We start from the raw sequence: 16,505 nt of genomic DNA, 5'->3' as shown, positions 1-16,505 counted from the left end.
GTCGCTGATGTTGAATTAAGAAATGAGAGTGTCGAGGGTCGCTGTCACCTGCGCCAGACTGATGTCTTTCATCAGCTGATCGCCTTTGACCCGGGTTCCCCACGGCAGGGCAGATACCGGTTTGCCGTGCTGCGCTTCGGCATGCTGGTCGTACACGCTGCAGACTGTGTTCAGACTGTTGTACGGGCCGGTGCGCTGGGGGTTACTGTGGGCGTACAATCCAATCACCGGGGTGCCCTGCGTGGTTGCCAGGTGAGCCGGACCGGTATCGGGGGCGACCACGACGGTGGCCTGTCCAAGCAGAGCCGTCAGCTGTTTCAAGCTGGTCTGGCCGATCAGGTTTTTGACCGGATGCTGGCAAAGCTGTTCGATGGCCTGACCCTGGGTGACTTCGCGCGGTGCCGGTGAACCGCATAGAATCACCTGCATACCTTTTTCATTCGCATAATCGGCCAGCTGGGCATAACGTTCGGTCAGCCAGTTGCGCTCGTCTTTACTGGCGGCCGGCGAGATGATCAGTGTCGGATGCTGGTTAATCTGCTGCCGGGCAAATGCTGTGTCCTCATCGGACAGTGGGATATTCCAGTGAGGCTGGTCAAACGGCACCCCCAGATAGCGGGCAAAGTCGGCGAAATTGTCCAACACATGGAAGCTGTTGGTGTCAGGCAAATGGCGGTTGGTAAACAGCCACTGGCCTTCTTTGGTGCGGTTTTTGCCAAATCCGACCCGGTAGCGGGCTTTGATCCCCAGTGACAGGGCACTTGCGCGCAGTGCCACCTGCATATGCAGCAGGGCATCAAATTGCTGACCTTTCAGGGCGGCCCAGACAGCTTTCATACCGGCCCATCCGGCTTTTTTGTCAAACACCACCACCTCAATGCCCGGTAAGTCGCCAATCAACTGAGCTTCGATTTTTCCGGTGACCCAGGTGATTTTGGTACTCGGCCAGTGAGCCTGAATCGCTTGTACGACAGCAATGGCATGGCAGACATCACCGATGGCGGACAAGCGAAGAATACATAAGGATTGTGGCGGAGTTGAAAATAACGCCATGACAGTTACCTGTTAGTGATTCAGAGAGGAAATTATGCAGTTCACGTAAGTGATTGTAAAATACTCTGTCGCCTCATGCCTGGAGAGAAAGTGTGCAAGTGATTACGAAAGACAATCAGCGGATCTGGTTTGACCCGGATTTGTTACGGGAAGAGCCCCTTCGTTGCTTTGACCCGGCCTTCTGGCAACAGGCCGGACGGGTCACCGGCTCGGCACAGGGCCGGGGCACGACCTGGTTTGTCGAGGGCCAAGCACTGCCGATGGCCTTGCGCCACTATCGCCGGGGCGGCCTGTTCGGCAAGCTGGTGAAAGATGCCTACTGGTTTACAGGCTGGGACAATACCCGCGGCGCCGCAGAGTTTCGCCTGCTGGATAAACTGGCGCAGGGTGGCGTGAGGGTTCCGCGACCTGTGGCGGCGCGGGCAGTACGTAGCGGACTGACCTATCAGGCCGATTTGCTGGTGGAAAAAGTGGCTAACGCGCAGGATTTGGTCGCGATTCTCGCCGAGCAGGCTTTGCCAGAGTCGTGTTGGCGCGCGATTGGGGCCATGGTGCGTCAGATGCATGACCTGCAGGTGTGCCATACCGATCTCAACAGTCACAATATCCTGCTGGATGACCAGCAGCTGGTCTGGCTGATTGATTTTGATAAGTGCTATGAACAGCAGGGCGAGCAATGGAAAGAAGGGAATCTGTCCCGCTTGCACCGCTCGTTTGTCAAAGAGCAGGGCAAGCGGGGGATCCGGTTTGATGCCTCGTGCTGGCAGTGGCTGCTGGCCGGATACCGGAACGACTAATCTTTCAGCAGAGTGGCCAGTACCGTCAGGGTTTTGTTAACCGCGCCCTGATTCTGCCTGACGACATTCAGGGCGGCCTGGCTCATGCACTGGCGCTGTTCTGGGGCCGCCAGCAATACGGACAAACGCTCGCCCAAGTCCCGGGCGTCTTGGCAAACCTCGAGAGCTCCGGCGTCCCGTAATTGCTGGGTGATGTCGGCAAAGTTATAAAAACTCGGCCCGGTTAGGGTCGGTTTGCCCATTGCGGCGGGCTCCAGCATATTGTGGCCGCCGACGCGATCGCCGATCAGGCTCCCGCCCATGAAGGTGATATCGGCAGCCCCCAGAAACAACAGCATTTCTCCCATGGTGTCTGCCAGATAAACCTGAGTTTCCGGCGTAACCGCCTGGTCGCCGGTCCGGCGAACACAGCGTAATGACTGTGCCAGACAAAGCTGCTCAACCTGATCGAAGCGCTCGGGGTGGCGGGGCACCAGAATCAGCAGACTGTCGGGATGCTGGTGGCGAACCGCGGCAAAGGCTTCCAGCACCTGTTCATCCTCTCCCTTGTGGGTGCTGGCTGCGACCCATACCGGGCGAGCTGAACCCAGCACCGTCCGCAGCTGCTGTGCCTGCTTGCGAATGCTCTCATCAATATGAATATCAAACTTCACTGAGCCGGTAACTGTCAGTCGGCTGGCTGCAATGCCCAATCGGGCGAAGCGGTCGGCATCATCTTGATGCAGGCACAGGATATGGTCAAGATGACGTGCAATCAGTTTAAAGACCGGCTGGAAGCGCTGATAACGGGTGGCGGAGCGGGCGGACAGGCGCGCGTTCATCACGATCACCGGAATCCCGGCGCTGTGCACTGTCGCCAGGGTATTGGGCCATAGTTCGGTTTCCATGATCAGCATCGCGGAGGGGCGAACTGCGCGCAAAAAACCGCGGACGCACCAAGCAAAATCGATAGGCATATAGCGGTGTTCCACCAGATCCCCGAGTTTTTCGACTTGCTGGGCCCCGGTGCTGGTGGTGGTGGTAACGACAATGGGGGTGTCGGGGTAAGCCGCTTTAAGGGCTTTAATGACGGGGATCGCGGCAATGGACTCGCCCACACTGACGGCATGAACCCAGATCGGACGCTGACCCCGGACAGGCGGCGTGAAGCCAAAATGCTCTTTCCAGCGGGAACCAAAAGTCGGTTTACCGGGTTTCTTTTTATAAAGCCCGAACAACAGCACGGGAGAGGCTAGGCAGAGCAGCAGGGTATAAAGGGCGCGTATCAACATAATCAAAGGCCAGTGAACGATTTAGGGCTATTATAACGGCTTCTTTCGTCACGAACAGGCGGGGAAAACTCACTATCCACAGCATGATTCGGTTAGAATAACCGTCTTGTTTCATGTACAGACCGGCGACGGGAACCGAGCAGAGAGTTAGATGAAAAAACGTTACTTGATGTATATCGCCCAGAACTATTCGTATGCCATCTTACGGCCGCTGCAACACGCCATATTGGCACAGGGCGGGGAAGTGCGCTGGTTCCTGGAAGGCAATGAAGTCAATCCGGCTTTCCTCGCTCCTGACGAGCAGGTGCTGGCGACCATCGGCGATGTCAAAGCCTGGCAGCCGGATGCGGTGTTCGTCCCGGGCAATGTGGTGCCGAGTTTCGTTCCGGGGCTCAAGGTGGGTGTCTTTCATGGTTTCAATGCCGGAAAACTCAACCGCCGCGGTCGCGAGGATCATTTTGAGATACGTGGTTGTTTTGATCTGTACTGCACGCAGGGGCCGGATACCACCGAACGATTTGAACAGCTGGCCGCTGAGCACGGTTTTTTCCGAGTGGCGCAAACAGGCTGGCCGGCACTGGATCCGCTGTTTACCCCAGAGCCTAATAACCCTTACCTGGCACCGGCTGACCCGCGGCCGACGGTGCTGATGTGCTCGACGTTTTCCCGCAACCTGACATGTGCGCCGATACTGTTTGAGAAGATCAAACAGTTGTCGCAGACCGGTAAATGGCGCTGGCTGATTCAGTTCCACCCGAAAATGGATCAGGATATTGTCGATAAGTACAAAAGCCTGGCGGGCGAACACCTGCAGTTTGTCGAAACCGACAATGTGATTCCGTTGTTGCAGGCGGCAGACGTGATGTTGTGCGACACCTCATCGGTTCTGCTGATGTTCCTGTTGCAGCGTAAACCGGTTGTGACGTTCTGCAATCAGTCACCGGGGGAGTACCTGCTGGATGTCACTGAAGTGGATGCTGTCGAAGCGGCGCTTACCGAGGCTCTGCAACGCCCGGAAGCCCTGATGGCTGAGATTGAGCGCTATTGCCAACTGATTCACCCGTATTCTGACGGCGCATCCAGTGAGCGTGTACTGCAGGCCACCAACGCGATGATTGCAGACGGCCGGGCCGGGCTGAAATCCAAGCCGTTGAATTTGATGCGTCAATTCAAAATGCGAAAGAAACTCGGATACTGGAAGTGGTAAGCTCGGGGAATGTAGCCTGCAAGTAGCTGCCCGATACAGAACTTATTCAAAACATCGTTAACAGAAAGGCCCAATTTATGAGAAGGCATTCATTGTCAGTAATTGTGATCACGAAAAACGAAGCGGATCGCATCGAGCCGTGCCTGCAATCGGTCGTAGACATCGCCGATGAAATCATTGTGCTGGATAGTGGCTCAACCGATAACACAGTCGAAATTTGTCAGCGTTATACCGACAACGTGACGATCACTGACTGGCCGGGGTTTGGTAAGCAGAAACAGCGGGCGCTGGATAAAGCAACTGGCGACTGGGTTCTGTCTATTGATGCCGACGAAGCGCTGGATGAAACGATGAAATCGGCACTGATCGCGATGCTGGAGCAAGAGCAGATTGAGCACACGGCGTACCGTCTGCCTTGGGGTGTCACGTTGTACGGCAAAACCCTCAAATATGGCCGCAGCGCCCGTTCGGTTCTGCGTCTGTTTAAACGTGAAGGCGCAAGGTTTACCCTGGATGAGGTTCATGAAACTGTGGTGCCTGCACCGGGCTCGACCGGTGTCATGAAAGGCTTGTTGCTGCATTACACCCACCGCGATTACGGTCACGGTCTGGATAAAGCCGCTAAATATGCCTGGCTGGGGTCGCAGAAATACCATCGTAAAGGGAAAAAATCCCATGGCCTGGTACTTGCCCTGCTACGAGGGATGTGGACGTTTTTCCATATTTATATTCTGCGTCGTGGTTTCCTGGACGGCAGTGTGGGTTTCATCGTCGCCATGACGTATGCCCAGGTGAACTTCAATAAATATGTTGGGCTGTGGCTGCTTGAGCAAGAAAAGAACGCATGAAAGAGATGATACGAAAACTGCGAAAGTACTTGCAGCCGACACCTGTCATCTCTGAGCAGGATTATCAAAAGGGTCTTGAGGCGCTGTCTCATATTCAGCACCTGGAAATTCCAGCGGGTGATTTTACGAAGACCGTCTGGATGTACTGGGATTCAGGACTCGACAACGCCCCAGAGGTTGTGCAGCTTTCTTATAAAAGCTGGGTAACACAAAACCCTGATTATCAAGTTATTCTCCTGAATGAAGTGAATATCTCTGACATACTTGGCTTCAACTTTAATGATGTCTTCAATTGTTTCACGGTGGATCTTAAAGCTGCAGGCAAGAGTGATTTCCTGAGAATATTTTTATTGTATAAGTTTGGTGGTGTATGGGCTGATGCCACCTCATTTTGTTTAAAGCCGCTGGATCAGTGGCTTGATATGGAAAACACACCGTTTTTCTCCTTTCGCGAAAAGTATTCTGATGATCGTCAACTGGTCTCGTGGTTTTTAGCGGCGCGGAGCGGTCATTCCGAAGCGGCTGCTTGAGGTGGCGATTGAGTATTTATACCAGCCGCACAGAAAACAGAAGCTCGAGATAAGAGGGCTAAATACAACTAGGAAACTTGCGGCTCGCCGGAATCTGATCAGCAAAGCCGGTAGTGGATATCCTTTGCTGGAACATTTGGAACGAAAAGGGTTTGCGCCTTATTTCTGGTTGTTTTATTTATTTAATGAAGTCGTTAGCTGTGACGACCAGGCAGAGACTTGGCAACAAATTCAACTGCTATCGAATAACTACGCTGAGCTTGATGATGACTTCTCACAGTACAGGAATGCATTCATTGCCAAGCAAACCTATCGGGACAAGTATGTGCAGGGAGAGCGTTACCAGGAAAGGATAACCTTCTTGAAGCAGGAAATATTATAGGATCTTGCTGTTTCGGTATCTCCAGTACGAAGAAAAACCGCCATTTTGGCGGTTTTTTTAGTGGGACCATTTATAAATCAGCTTGCTCAGCGGCAGTTTGAACAGCCGGCGCAACTCCAGTAACAACTGCTGTGCGGTATAGGTCAGCGGCTGGCGGGCATCACAATATTTGCGGTACAGGCGCAGCCAGTCGATATGACTGTATTCATTGGCCCGCTTCAGCTTCCTGATGGAAATTTTCCGCAGACCAATGCCGCTGTTCTCCGGATCGGCAATAATGATGTTGCTGGCCAGGAATGATTCCCAGAATGTGATGTCTTGCTGACGGCTGGTAAACCGGCTGGCCATTAGAGGTGTGCGTTCGGGTAACAAGGCCTTGAGCCAGATTTGGCAGTACACTTGCTCAGCTTCCAGTGCCGGCTCTCCGGCTGACCGGCGGGTAGCCTGCGCCATCAGTTCAGCCGCGAAGGGTTGCTGGGTAAATGGCGGTTGGTCCCAGATTTTCCGCAGATCGTCAGTGCGGCCATAATAGAAAAAGTCACTCGGGCTCATGATCACCCGTTGGCCGTGTGAGGTCCGTCGAAACAGGTTCGCGTTGATGACCACTTTTTCGGCAAACACGCGGTGTTCGGCCTGACTGCAAGGGAAGGCTTGCTGCAGTGCCACGAATTCGTTGCCGGTGAGGAAGTTGTCACTGCGCAGCTTCACAGCATAAGGGGTTGTCACGCGTGCTAGGCCTGCTTTGGTCGAGACGATCTGGCGATAGTAATTCACCGGGCAGAAGCCGTCACTGTTTTGCCCCGGGTCTTCACTGATCACCAGCAAGTCATAATCCAGACCCGACAGGTCCTGATCCGGCCAGGTCGACAGGATGACCGTCGCTCCCGGTAAATGGGTACGGATACTGTCCAGGCAGCGTTTGGTGATGCCTTCTTCGTGATGGGTCCGGCCTTTATAGTTTTGGACCGGTCCCTGAACCACAACGCTGATGTGTTGGAAATCCTGGCTCAACCTTGTCCCTCCAGAAATTGGTAGTACTCGTCCGGTACGCCACAGAAAATGACGTCATCGGTTGCAATCAAGTGGTAATGGATAGCGTGACCGTCCTGAATCAAGGTGTTATAGAGCGGGGCGATATAGAGCTCACCTTTGGCCCATTCAGCTTGAGGGCGGGCAAGATAGCGTTCATAGGCATCCGTAAACAGCACCGTTGAGGCAAAGTAATATAAACCGGTGCTGCACAGATCGGAGATCGGCTCTTTTTCGGTGGTGCGCACCACGCGGGTGGAGTCGGCCGATGCTGGTTGAGCAAATGACCAGTTATCACCACTGCCCTGAAACACTTCAAGGTAACCGTCCCACTGGGTCAACTCGGCTGGGAAAGTGAAGCCGGGACGGAAGGTGTCGATATTAAAGATGGTTATCGGGCCCTGATATTCGGGCAGCGATTGCAACCCGAGGTACACCGTTTCCGCCTGACCGCGGGTGGCTTCCTCCAGCACAAAAATGTGGGCTTCTTTGATACCCAGGCGTTTTACTTCCTGCTCGACGAATGCCCGGGTTCCGTACACATCGCGAATGATGAACAGAAATGACTCGGTGTCGAAGTAGTGTGAGAAGCTGTTAATGGCGTGAGCAAACAGTGTCTCTCCGTGGGCTTTGAGCATGTATTTTGGCTCGGTAAACCCAGCTTGGAAAAAACGGGAACTTAGGCCGGCCATGGGAATGACGATCATACTTCGGCGTCCTGAATCAGTTGGTAAAGGCGAAATGCATTGGCCATCAGCGCTTGCTGGCGGCGTAAATCGTCGGCATGCAGTGGCAGCATAGACAGAAACAGCTGGATCTGCATGGCGTACAGGGCTTTATCGGATAGCTGATACTTCTCTTTCATCAAGGTAATGAACAGCTGCTGAATGCTTTTAATGTGTTTAGGAATATCCAACCGGAAGGTGATCGCACGTTGTACCACGCTAACCTCATAGTAGCCGGCGATAATCCAGTCATACAGGCCGAGTACCGAGTGGCTCAGCTTGGCCAGATCGTAACGCACATCCCCGTACACGGTGAAGTCGCCATGTACATCCATGCCCCGTGGGTCGATGGTTTTTATTTTATCGCTGCGAAAGTCATACAAAATATTGCTAAAGCAGTAGTCGCCGTGCATGACACTTGGTGGCAATGATGCCGTTGGCAAATATTGCTCGCTGGCCGCCAGTAAATCGGCAAAGGAGGCGCTCAGGTTGTCGTTAAACGTCCACGGTGTTGCCATCTCGCAACCAACGGATTGGCAGTATTCAGTCAGCCGCTGACGTGTTTTTTCGCCGAACAATACCTCCAGAGACTGGATCGGCTGATGGTTGTCAGTGGCCGGGGTGTGTTGCTGGCAGGCGTCGATAAAGTCCAGGCAACTGCTGAGAATTTGCTTCCACACCAGCTCCGGCAGGGTGGAGAACACAAACAGCTCGTTCAGTGCGGTATGGTGCAGGTATTCCAGCTGGTAAGACACTGTCCCGTTTTGTGTCTGAGTACCGAGAAATTGAGGCAGATAGGTGCGAAGAATCGGCGGTACCTGTTCAAACCAATGAGCTTCTGCGGCTATTTTCTGGTTTTTTGTGCTGGACTTACGAATCCATTTGGGCGTGATTTCCAGATGATTAAAGGCCCGCTGGGTCGTGAACTTGGCTTTGGAGGTGTAGTAAGTATTCAGGTGACCAAAGTCGAGCCAGTTGGAAACGTGAACGCTGTTGAGGCCACATTCCTCGTGGTAATAGTTCAGGCTCTGGATGAAATCCCAGTGCGCCATCGTCAGTGCTTTGAGCAACCGCTGGGGCTGGCTGAATTTGAAATACCCGCAAACCACGTTGTTCTGATCCAGCAGATGGCGATGCTGTGGGGTGTCGAGCCAGTGGGAGTTATCATTGGTGACGATGGCCCAATCGTAGCTGTTTTCGACCTGGGAAATCGTAATGATATCTTCGCCGCCAGGCAGCTCGGAAAACAGGGTGTCTCCGAACAGGATACTGAGGCTACTTTTATGGTCATAATCAGCCAGTGTCAGGGCAGAGACCAGCGAGGCGCCCAGTGACAGGCCATCCGGGATGCGCAGCAGGGCGACACCGTGCTTGCTCAGCCAGGCTTCATCGTAAGTTTCGAGCTGATAGCTTTCCGGCAAGCTGAGGTAAATTTTCTTACCTTCCGGCGCACTGGCGACCTGATGCTGAAACAGACGGCGGTTACCCAGCGGCAGAAACGCCGGTGGAATGGTGCCGAACTCCGACTCTAGCTCCTGACTGACATAAGCAGCGGACATGATCAGAAACATGCTTTTTCCTTGTCGAGCAGGGCATTGATCTCCTCTACTGACAGAGAGGCAAATTCTGATGGGCGTACTGCACGGTCATCAATGTAGAAGCCGTCATGACCGCACCAGGGCTTGCCCACCAGAATCTCATCATAAGGTACCTGATGTTTGTCCAGCCAGGCTGTAATGATCGGTAGGGTGTGAATGTTAATCAGTCCTACATTCCCTTCGTAAGTGCGCATGTTGCGCGCCGTACTGATGGTGATCGTGTAGCCTTGCGCCTTGTAATTTTTCAGTTGCTCAATCACTGCCAGATTCGGCGCGACGTTCTCGTAATCATTGGTATCGGCCAGCGTTATCGTGCCGTCTAGATCAACAACCAGTTTTTTCATATCAGACTGTCCTACTTCGTTGGGTGCAGCAGCTTTTCAAAAAAGGCGATGTGATGGCGTACGGTTTCCATCGCATTGAATTCCGTATCCAGTTTCTTTTGTGCCGCGGCGCTGAATCGGGCAATTTTGTTTTTATCCGTAATCAGCTGGTTCATTGCCTGGCCCAGAGCCTGTGCATCGCCGGCCGGAACGATAAAACCGGTTTCACCGTCATCAACCAGCTCCGGCGAACCACCGGTGGTGGTGACAACAGAAGTGGTTCCGTTTGCCATGGCTTCAATAATGGTACGAGGCAGGCCTTCACCACTGACTGACGGCTGAACCTGGAAATCGGCCATGGCCATGATCGAGGGAACGTCTTTACGGTGGCCGACCAGGTGGATCCGGTCTGCCATAGGGCTTTGCCTGATTTCGTCAAAGTGAGGTTCGAAACCGCTGCCGACCAGCAACAGGTGGAAATTCGGGTTATCAATCTGGTGGGTGGCTTGTACCAGAACCGAAATCCCCTTGCTCGGGCGCACATGCGCGGCGCAGACGGCAATGATGTCATCGTCGGTCAGGCCAAATTCTTCACGCTGGGTCGGTGCAACACTGTACCAGTCCAGCTGGTGACCTTTATAAATGGTGACGATGTTGTCGCGGTTTTTCCAGACGCGCTGGCTGACATCGCGGCGCACGGCGTCAGATACACAAATGATACCGTCAACCCGTGGGTGAAGATGGGTCAGGTAAGCACTGGGATCGTGGCGATACAGGCCGCCTGTTGTGCCCCGGTAAGTCACCATTTTTGCGCGGGTACCGATGCAGGCAAACGCGGCATTGGGAATGGTTTTGGAGTTAAATCCGTAGCAGATGTCGTAGTCGCCATCTTTCAGTTCGCGATGCAGGGTTTTGATGGTCTTTGAACAAATTTTCTTGGTCGGGTAGCAGTCGATAACTTTTACCCCGTGCTCACGAAAACGGGACACATATTCGGCATCGCCCTGCGTGGCGACCGTTACCTGATGACCCTGGCGAACCATTTCAATAAACATTTCCGCTTCTGGACGAACGCTGTTCCATGCGTGATGGTAGGAGCTGGCAATCAAAATTTTCATAATTCAGGCTTTATTTTTGTTTGATTTTATACAGAGCGTTATGTGTTTCGCGCTTAAAGAGCTCGGTCAGATTAAACCACTCCCGTTTGCAGCGGGTCAGCAGACTGCGCGGTGGTTTCTGGCTGTCGTAACCGATGTCCGAATCGAAAATCGGGTCGTTGGTTAAACAGGCAGGGGCTGTGCCGTAGCAATCGACCTGGTTGATCCAGAAACGGTCCATATAAATATCGACCGCCATATACCAGCGATCGGAATGTGCCAGGAACTTCCGGGCTCCGGTCGGCGTCAGGTAATAACCGGTGGCACTCATATGCCCCTTGGTAAATTTGCACACAGACGTTGCGCCTAGCGAAACCAATGGGGTGAAGTTAAATGCTTTGCGCTTGTTATCAAACAGGCGGATACATTCAAATTTGGGATCAAGGGTCGGTATAGCCCGGACAAAGTCCGTCATTGGTGCCGGATAAAGCAGGGCATCATCCTCAATTACAATAATTGGCTTATTCAGCTCAACGCACTTTTGCCACAACAGGTAGTGGCTGGCATAGCAGCCGAGTTGCCCTTTGCTCAGCGATTTGCCGCGGTATAGCTGACTGAGAGGATCATCATAGTTGTCGAACAATGGGTGATGGCCTTCGCGGCCATTCACTGCGGAGAAAACGGAAAAGGGTAATCCGAGTTCGTCAAGCTGCCGAGAGATATTGTGACGGCGCTCAACGGAGGACTCCAGGTTGATGACAAAAATTTCGTACATATCGTTAGTGTTTTCTGCTAGATGTCGTTAAGCAGCTGACCAGAAAAATATACAACAGCAGCGGCTGTGGGTGGCTAAAAGGGACATCAGTTAACGATGCCGTGGCATAAAGAAGAACGATAGAGCTCAGCATATAGCGGTGCTGATGTGAGGCGCGTGAGAGGCCGATCAATGGCACTGATAACAATGCCAGTAGCAGTGCCACGCCAACCATGCCGCTCTTCACTAACCGATCCAGGAACTGATTGTGATAATGGGCAGGGTTTTGTTGCTTTAAGGTTTCGGATGCCTGCCCTTGTTGGTACAGTTCGTTGAACTTCTCGCGGTGATACCTGCCAAGCCCCAGTAACCAATTATCTTCAACAAGTTGTGGGACAATTGCCCACATCTGCAACCGTAATCCTGCTGATGTCGTGAAGTTACCAGACATGATCTGATTCACTTCATATTGTGTTTCATCAATTCGTGCTTCAACAACCGGTTTTAAGGCAAAACCGCCCATGATTAAGAGCAACAGGGCAACAAGACAGGATTTTTTTGTCAATAACAGGGAGCGGAAGTGCAGGATAATCATTAACGCGACGGTGACGAAATAACCCAGCCATACCCCCCGACTCTGACTGAAGAGGACTGCTGCAGTGCTAATAACAAAGGCGAGCACAGCGATGGTTTTATGACTCGCATTTTTGTTGCAAGAAAGGCTCAAAGCAATCAACCCAATTGCTGCGCTCATAGTCGCCTGAGGAATGGCATTGATAGGCCAAGCGCCACGGCCAATATCCAAATACTGGCCGTAGTAATACGCCATGTAGAAACACGAAATACCTCCCATCAGGCACAGCCAGCTTAAGAGGCGCTGCGAAATGAGTTCTCGAGGAAAACAAATCAGCATGACTGACGCCATCAACAGGGCACGAATTTCTCGGGAACTGATGCCGTGGTAGAAATGACTGAAAAGACCATAAGCGGTCAGTGCCAGTACCACCCATAAAACCCGGTTGTGACGGAGGTTGTCTCTGGTCGTCTGAAGTCCGTAGTAACTTATTGAGGTAATAGCGGAAATAACAACCAGTGCGACCATCGGCTTATCGCCATCGCCGACAACCAGTAAGCCGCTGAACAGCCAGATAACCGGCAGCAGGATAAGGGTGTTGAATATTGTACTTCTGTTCATTCTGCCCTGATCCTATTTCTTGACGTTATACGGGTTGGCTTCGCCATTTGGTCGCGTTTTTAACAGACGAAGAATCCACATATATTGTTCCGGGCGTTCGGTGACGTACTGCTCGATGCACTCGTTCATCAGACGGGCATCCTGCTCTTCGGTTTCCAGAGGAAACGGTGACAACGGCGGATAAATGTCGATTTCATACTGGCCGGTTTTGCTGTTGTATACAGAATAAAGCGGCACAATTTTCGAACGGCTTAATTTGGCCAGTCGGCCAAGACCCGAAATCGTTGCCTTGGTGGTGGCAAAGAAGTCAACAAACACACTGTGTTCGGGGCCGAGGTCTTCGTCGGGTAAGTAGTAGCCCAGATACCCTTCACGGATCGATTTGATAAAGGGCTTGATCCCACCACTGCGCTCATACACGCGACCGCCATACTGCACGCGTTGTTTGTGCATCAACCAGTCGGATACCTCATTCTTTTGCTTCTTGGCCATGGCCGATACCGGCAGGCCGCGGGATGCCAGCAGCACCGCAGGAATATCAATGGCCCAGGTGTGAGGTACCAGCAGGATAGCGCTTTCTCCCTGTTCTTTCAGGGTGGCCAGGTGCTCTTCACCGCGGATGATGGTGTGGCTTTCCAGCCAGGCGCGGCTGCGTACGCTCAGAGAGGCGAATCCCATCAGGAAGCTGCCTGCGGTGATGTAGCTTTCCATCAGCATGGCTTCCCGCTCAGCCTCGCTTTTGTCCGGAAAACACATCGCCAGGTTAACCCGCGCGCGTCGGTTGGACTTGCTGTCAAATTTCATCGCCAGCTTGGCAAAACCGGTCGCGATGGTGCGGCGAACACGGTGTGGCAACAGGCACAGCAGGGATGCAACAGCCACGGCCAGCCAGGTTCCCCAGTATTTTGGGTGCAGGAAATGCCAGTGAAACTCAGGGTTATAAGCTTGTTTGTCGTAATGATCTTTCATGGGCGATAAAATTTAACTGTTGATGATTGCCATGTATTCGGCCACGCCCTCGGCCACCGATTTGAATTCTTCCTTGTAACCGGCTGCGCGTAACTTGGTCAGATCTGCCTGGGTGAAGGCCTGATAACGGCCTTTCAGGTGATCCGGAAACGGAATTTCTTCCACCTGGCCCTTGCCGTGGAACGCGATGACGGCTTTAGCGACTTCGTTGAAAGACTCCGCTTTGCCGGTGCCGCAGTTATAGATGCCGGAAACGCCTTGCTGCCAGAACCAGAGGTTCACCTTGCACACATCACCGACATACACAAAATCACGTTTAAGGTGCTCTGAGCCTTCAAACAGCTTCGGATTATCACCTTGGTGGATTTGTGTATTCAGGTGGAAGGCGACGGAGGCCATACTGCCCTTGTGCTGCTCGCGGGGGCCGTAGACATTGAAGTAACGAAAGCCGGTAATTTGCGACAGCGATTCGCCGTTTGCTTCTGCATCCTGCCACAAGCGACGGACGTAATTGTCAAACAGCTGCTTGGAGTAGCCATAGACATTGAGCGCCCCTTCGTAGGCGCGCTCTTCAATAAAGTCATGGTCGCGGCCGCCGTAGGTCGCTGCGGACGAGGCATACAGGAAAGGAATCTGGCGCTCCAGGCAGTAGTGCAGCAGCTCTTTCGAATACTCGTAGTTATTGAGCATCATGTACTTGCCGTCCCACTCAGTGGTGGATGAGCAGGCACCCTGATGGAAGACCGCCTCAATAGGGCCAAAGTCATCACCGGCCATGATTTGCGTGATGAAATCTTCCTTGTCCATGTAGTCGGCGATATCAAGGTCGACCAGGTTGGCAAATTTGGTCCCGTCTTTGAGATTGTCCACAACAAGAATGTCGTTATGGCCTTGCTCGTTCAGGGTTTTCACTATGTTGCTGCCGATCATACCGGCGCCGCCAGTTACAATAATCATGGCTATTCCAGTCTTCAGTTTGGGCAAACGGTCGCATCACTGCCGCCGTTATGAATTATCTTTATGATAGTATTAGCAGATTGCCAACGTCATGGGCACAGAAGTGAGAAGCAAATGAAGACCCGCGATAGAATTATCCTGGCAGCACTAGAGCTTTTCAATGAAAGCGGTGAGCCAAACATAACCACGAACCACATAGCCGCTCATCTGGGGATCAGCCCCGGCAACCTGTATTATCATTTCCGTAATAAAGAAGAGATTATACACAGTATTTTTGATCAATACGCCCATGATCTCAGGATTCATTTCCAGCCACTTGATCTCCAACAGATCACGGCGGATAACCTGCTGGCGTATCTTGACTCTGTCTTCATGCTGATGTGGCGTTATCGCTTCTTTTACGCCAATTTGCCGGACATTTTGCGCCGGGATGCCGAGTTGCAGCAAAAATACCTGCTGGCGCAGGAAGGGCTGCATCAGAACATCATGGCGATGATGAAAAGTTTTCGGGCCGGCGACCTGCTGGCGCTGGATGATACCGAGTTGGGGGCGTTGGTAAACACGCTGAAACTGGTTGTGTCCAGCTGGATCTTTTACCAGAGTGCGCAGGCACCGGGTGCCGAGATCACTAAGAGCGTGATTTATCAGGGCGTGCTGCAGATTCTGGCAATTGTCCGTCCGCTGACGACAGACAAAGGGCGGGATTATGTCCGGGAGCTGGAAGCGCATTACTGTGAACAGGTAGAGCGCAATAGCTAACCGATACTCAGACATGCCCCCTAGGGACTAAGAATTGGGCGCTAGGGCGTGGTGCCGGACGGGGGCTGATCGGCCGCATACAAGGCAGAAAGCCGGACCAGAGTGATCCCTTCTGCCGCCAGCGTCGGTAACCGGTTTTGCAGCGTGGCTAACGTAACAGGGTGAGGGTGGCCAATGGCGATCACTGCCCCCTGCTGCTGTGCTTGATGGATCGCCCGTTGCAACTGCTGGCTGATGAACGTTTCTGTGGGTTGGTGGTCCAGAAAGATGTGCCGTTTCAACGCCGGCACCTGATAGGTGTGCGCGGCCGTCAGTGCGACTGAGTGAATCGTGGTCCGACTGTCCAGAAACGCCAGATGCTGATGAGCCAGCACCTCCATCACCCAGTTCATGGCTTGAGTGTTTTGGGTGAGGGCGCTGCCCATATGGTTGTTGACCGCGAAGGCGTCGGGGACTTTGCGCAGCGCCTGACGAAGCGTTTGCTGGAATTCGGCCTTGGCCATTCGGGAAGTCAGCGTGGTGCGTTCCAGTGGCGCGGCACGGCTTGGCTCCATCGGCATATGTAGCAGGACATCTCGTTGCTGACGGGTTGCTTCGTGGCTGGTGGCGGTTGCATAGGGGGTATCGGGGAGTACCGAAATGCTGATCTCGGCAGGCAAGGTTCGGAAAGTCAACGGAAGCGGCTGGTAGCCTAAGTCGTCAATCACGATCGCCAGCTGACCAGCCTGAATGGGCGCGGGGAGCAGTAAGCAAGAAGCCAGCAATAAGCTGACAGACAGCAGCAAGGCTGCCCTTTCTCCCCTGACTGTCCCTTCGCCGAAGAGACGCCCTGCCTTGAGTTGTCTGGCAAAGAGGTGCCTGACAAAAGAACCGGGACATTGCCGTGTCCCTAGCTGGGGGCGTTCAGAGATACTCAGCCACCGAGTCCACGGCGTCGGAACATCATGCTCGCAGTGGTGCGAGTGAAACAGGTGGTGCAAGTGTCGAATCCATGACATTACTGCAAGTTTC

The 16,505-nt window shown here is 53.2% G+C and carries 18 protein-coding genes; 6 read left to right on the top strand and 12 right to left on the bottom strand.

Going from position 1 to position 16,505, the window contains the following annotated elements; translation table 11 throughout:
- Positions 1 to 15: 15 nt before the first annotated feature.
- Positions 16 to 1,053: a glycosyltransferase family 9 protein gene (locus tag C9I92_RS19735; RefSeq protein ID WP_047887223.1), complete on the bottom strand. Its 1,038-nt coding sequence runs from the start codon at positions 1,051 to 1,053 to the stop codon at positions 16 to 18.
- Between the two features lie 92 nt (positions 1,054 to 1,145).
- Between C9I92_RS19735 and C9I92_RS19730 the strand changes: the two genes are divergently transcribed.
- Entirely contained in the window at positions 1,146 to 1,850 is a 705-nt protein-coding gene (locus C9I92_RS19730; RefSeq protein ID WP_047887222.1) for a 3-deoxy-D-manno-octulosonic acid kinase, read from the top strand.
- Here C9I92_RS19730 and waaA read toward each other — a convergent pair.
- Complete coding sequence (waaA, locus tag C9I92_RS19725; protein ID WP_047887221.1) at positions 1,847 to 3,121, bottom strand: lipid IV(A) 3-deoxy-D-manno-octulosonic acid transferase; 1,275 nt, start codon at positions 3,119 to 3,121, stop codon at positions 1,847 to 1,849. The two genes, C9I92_RS19730 and waaA, sit on opposite strands and share 4 nt — an antisense overlap.
- Before the next feature lie 151 nt (positions 3,122 to 3,272).
- On the opposite strand from waaA, the gene C9I92_RS19720 reads away from it, so the two are divergent.
- The 4 genes from C9I92_RS19720 to C9I92_RS19705 all read left to right on the top strand — a co-directional run bounded on the left by C9I92_RS19720 (position 3,273) and on the right by C9I92_RS19705 (position 6,088).
- Complete coding sequence (locus tag C9I92_RS19720; RefSeq protein WP_047887220.1) at positions 3,273 to 4,328, top strand: CDP-glycerol--glycerophosphate glycerophosphotransferase; 1,056 nt, start codon at positions 3,273 to 3,275, stop codon at positions 4,326 to 4,328.
- Positions 4,329 to 4,405: 77 nt separating this feature from the next.
- Positions 4,406 to 5,176, top strand: coding sequence for a glycosyltransferase family 2 protein (locus C9I92_RS19715; RefSeq protein ID WP_047887219.1), 771 nt, complete (start codon positions 4,406 to 4,408; stop codon positions 5,174 to 5,176).
- Positions 5,173 to 5,706, top strand: a complete 534-nt coding sequence (locus C9I92_RS19710) for a capsular polysaccharide synthesis protein (RefSeq protein WP_047887218.1) — start codon at positions 5,173 to 5,175, stop codon at positions 5,704 to 5,706. Before C9I92_RS19715 ends, C9I92_RS19710 begins: the two co-directional genes overlap by 4 nt.
- 1 nt (position 5,707) lies before the next feature.
- Complete coding sequence (locus C9I92_RS19705; protein ID WP_047887217.1) at positions 5,708 to 6,088, top strand: hypothetical protein; 381 nt, start codon at positions 5,708 to 5,710, stop codon at positions 6,086 to 6,088.
- 57 nt (positions 6,089 to 6,145) lie between these two features.
- Here the strand turns inward: C9I92_RS19705 and C9I92_RS19700 are convergent, their stop codons facing one another.
- The 9 genes from C9I92_RS19700 to rfaD form a co-directional block, all read right to left on the bottom strand.
- Entirely contained in the window at positions 6,146 to 7,099 is a 954-nt protein-coding gene (locus C9I92_RS19700) for a WavE lipopolysaccharide synthesis family protein (RefSeq protein ID WP_053061929.1), read from the bottom strand.
- Positions 7,096 to 7,824, bottom strand: coding sequence for a glycosyltransferase family 2 protein (locus C9I92_RS19695; protein WP_047887215.1), 729 nt, complete (start codon positions 7,822 to 7,824; stop codon positions 7,096 to 7,098). The genes C9I92_RS19700 and C9I92_RS19695 overlap by 4 nt, the downstream gene beginning before the upstream one ends.
- Positions 7,821 to 9,413 (bottom strand): phosphotransferase, encoded by a 1,593-nt coding sequence (locus C9I92_RS19690; protein ID WP_047887214.1) that lies wholly within the window; start codon positions 9,411 to 9,413, stop codon positions 7,821 to 7,823. The genes C9I92_RS19695 and C9I92_RS19690 overlap by 4 nt, the downstream gene beginning before the upstream one ends.
- Positions 9,404 to 9,784, bottom strand: a complete 381-nt coding sequence (locus C9I92_RS19685) for an HAD hydrolase family protein (RefSeq protein WP_047887213.1) — start codon at positions 9,782 to 9,784, stop codon at positions 9,404 to 9,406. The genes C9I92_RS19690 and C9I92_RS19685 overlap by 10 nt, the downstream gene beginning before the upstream one ends.
- Before the next feature lie 11 nt (positions 9,785 to 9,795).
- On the bottom strand, positions 9,796 to 10,881 hold the full coding sequence (locus tag C9I92_RS19680; RefSeq protein WP_047887212.1) for a glycosyltransferase family 4 protein: 1,086 nt from the start codon (positions 10,879 to 10,881) through the stop codon (positions 9,796 to 9,798).
- Between the two features lie 10 nt (positions 10,882 to 10,891).
- On the bottom strand, positions 10,892 to 11,635 hold the full coding sequence (locus C9I92_RS19675; protein ID WP_047887211.1) for a glycosyltransferase family 25 protein: 744 nt from the start codon (positions 11,633 to 11,635) through the stop codon (positions 10,892 to 10,894).
- 4 nt (positions 11,636 to 11,639) lie between these two features.
- Positions 11,640 to 12,716, bottom strand: coding sequence for an O-antigen ligase family protein (locus C9I92_RS19670; RefSeq protein WP_169776055.1), 1,077 nt, complete (start codon positions 12,714 to 12,716; stop codon positions 11,640 to 11,642).
- Positions 12,717 to 12,821: 105 nt separating this feature from the next.
- Complete coding sequence (gene lpxM, locus C9I92_RS19665; RefSeq protein WP_047887209.1) at positions 12,822 to 13,778, bottom strand: lauroyl-Kdo(2)-lipid IV(A) myristoyltransferase; 957 nt, start codon at positions 13,776 to 13,778, stop codon at positions 12,822 to 12,824.
- A 12-nt stretch (positions 13,779 to 13,790) separates the two neighbouring features.
- Positions 13,791 to 14,735 carry an ADP-glyceromanno-heptose 6-epimerase gene (gene rfaD / locus C9I92_RS19660; RefSeq protein WP_047887208.1) on the bottom strand — a complete coding sequence of 315 codons (945 nt, stop codon included), beginning with the start codon at positions 14,733 to 14,735 and terminating at the stop codon, positions 13,791 to 13,793.
- A 114-nt stretch (positions 14,736 to 14,849) separates the two neighbouring features.
- Here rfaD and C9I92_RS19655 point away from each other — a divergent pair, with 114 nt between their 5' ends.
- Entirely contained in the window at positions 14,850 to 15,494 is a 645-nt protein-coding gene (locus tag C9I92_RS19655; protein WP_047887207.1) for a TetR/AcrR family transcriptional regulator, read from the top strand.
- Positions 15,495 to 15,535: 41 nt separating this feature from the next.
- On the opposite strand, the gene C9I92_RS19650 is transcribed toward C9I92_RS19655, so the two are convergent.
- Positions 15,536 to 16,492 (bottom strand): divergent polysaccharide deacetylase family protein, encoded by a 957-nt coding sequence (locus C9I92_RS19650; protein ID WP_084712682.1) that lies wholly within the window; start codon positions 16,490 to 16,492, stop codon positions 15,536 to 15,538.
- Between the last annotated feature and the right edge of the window lie 13 nt (positions 16,493 to 16,505).

This window comes from Photobacterium ganghwense (assembly GCF_003025595.1).
Classification (GTDB): domain Bacteria; phylum Pseudomonadota; class Gammaproteobacteria; order Enterobacterales; family Vibrionaceae; genus Photobacterium; species Photobacterium ganghwense.
Note: the sequence above shows the minus strand (reverse complement) of the source record. Positions and strands in the feature narration are given on the sequence as shown.

Excerpts from the sequence above, each read along its gene's own strand:
- lpxM (WP_047887209.1), bottom strand. The coding sequence starts at position 13,778 with ATGAAAGATCATTACGACAAACAAGCTTATAACCCTGAGTTTCACTGG.
- C9I92_RS19650 (WP_084712682.1), bottom strand. The coding sequence starts at position 16,492 with ATGTCATGGATTCGACACTTGCACCACCTGTTTCACTCGCACCACTGC.
- C9I92_RS19675 (WP_047887211.1), bottom strand. The coding sequence starts at position 11,635 with ATGTACGAAATTTTTGTCATCAACCTGGAGTCCTCCGTTGAGCGCCGT.
- C9I92_RS19735 (WP_047887223.1), bottom strand. The coding sequence starts at position 1,053 with ATGGCGTTATTTTCAACTCCGCCACAATCCTTATGTATTCTTCGCTTG.
- C9I92_RS19690 (WP_047887214.1), bottom strand. The coding sequence starts at position 9,413 with ATGTTTCTGATCATGTCCGCTGCTTATGTCAGTCAGGAGCTAGAGTCG.
- waaA (WP_047887221.1), bottom strand. The coding sequence starts at position 3,121 with ATGTTGATACGCGCCCTTTATACCCTGCTGCTCTGCCTAGCCTCTCCC.
- C9I92_RS19670 (WP_169776055.1), bottom strand. The coding sequence starts at position 12,716 with ATGGTCGCACTGGTTGTTATTTCCGCTATTACCTCAATAAGTTACTAC.
- C9I92_RS19695 (WP_047887215.1), bottom strand. The coding sequence starts at position 7,824 with ATGATCGTCATTCCCATGGCCGGCCTAAGTTCCCGTTTTTTCCAAGCT.
- C9I92_RS19680 (WP_047887212.1), bottom strand. The coding sequence starts at position 10,881 with ATGAAAATTTTGATTGCCAGCTCCTACCATCACGCATGGAACAGCGTT.
- C9I92_RS19655 (WP_047887207.1), top strand. The coding sequence starts at position 14,850 with ATGAAGACCCGCGATAGAATTATCCTGGCAGCACTAGAGCTTTTCAAT.
- C9I92_RS19685 (WP_047887213.1), bottom strand. The coding sequence starts at position 9,784 with ATGAAAAAACTGGTTGTTGATCTAGACGGCACGATAACGCTGGCCGAT.
- C9I92_RS19715 (WP_047887219.1), top strand. The coding sequence starts at position 4,406 with ATGAGAAGGCATTCATTGTCAGTAATTGTGATCACGAAAAACGAAGCG.
- C9I92_RS19720 (WP_047887220.1), top strand. The coding sequence starts at position 3,273 with ATGAAAAAACGTTACTTGATGTATATCGCCCAGAACTATTCGTATGCC.
- rfaD (WP_047887208.1), bottom strand. The coding sequence starts at position 14,735 with ATGATTATTGTAACTGGCGGCGCCGGTATGATCGGCAGCAACATAGTG.
- C9I92_RS19710 (WP_047887218.1), top strand. The coding sequence starts at position 5,173 with ATGAAAGAGATGATACGAAAACTGCGAAAGTACTTGCAGCCGACACCT.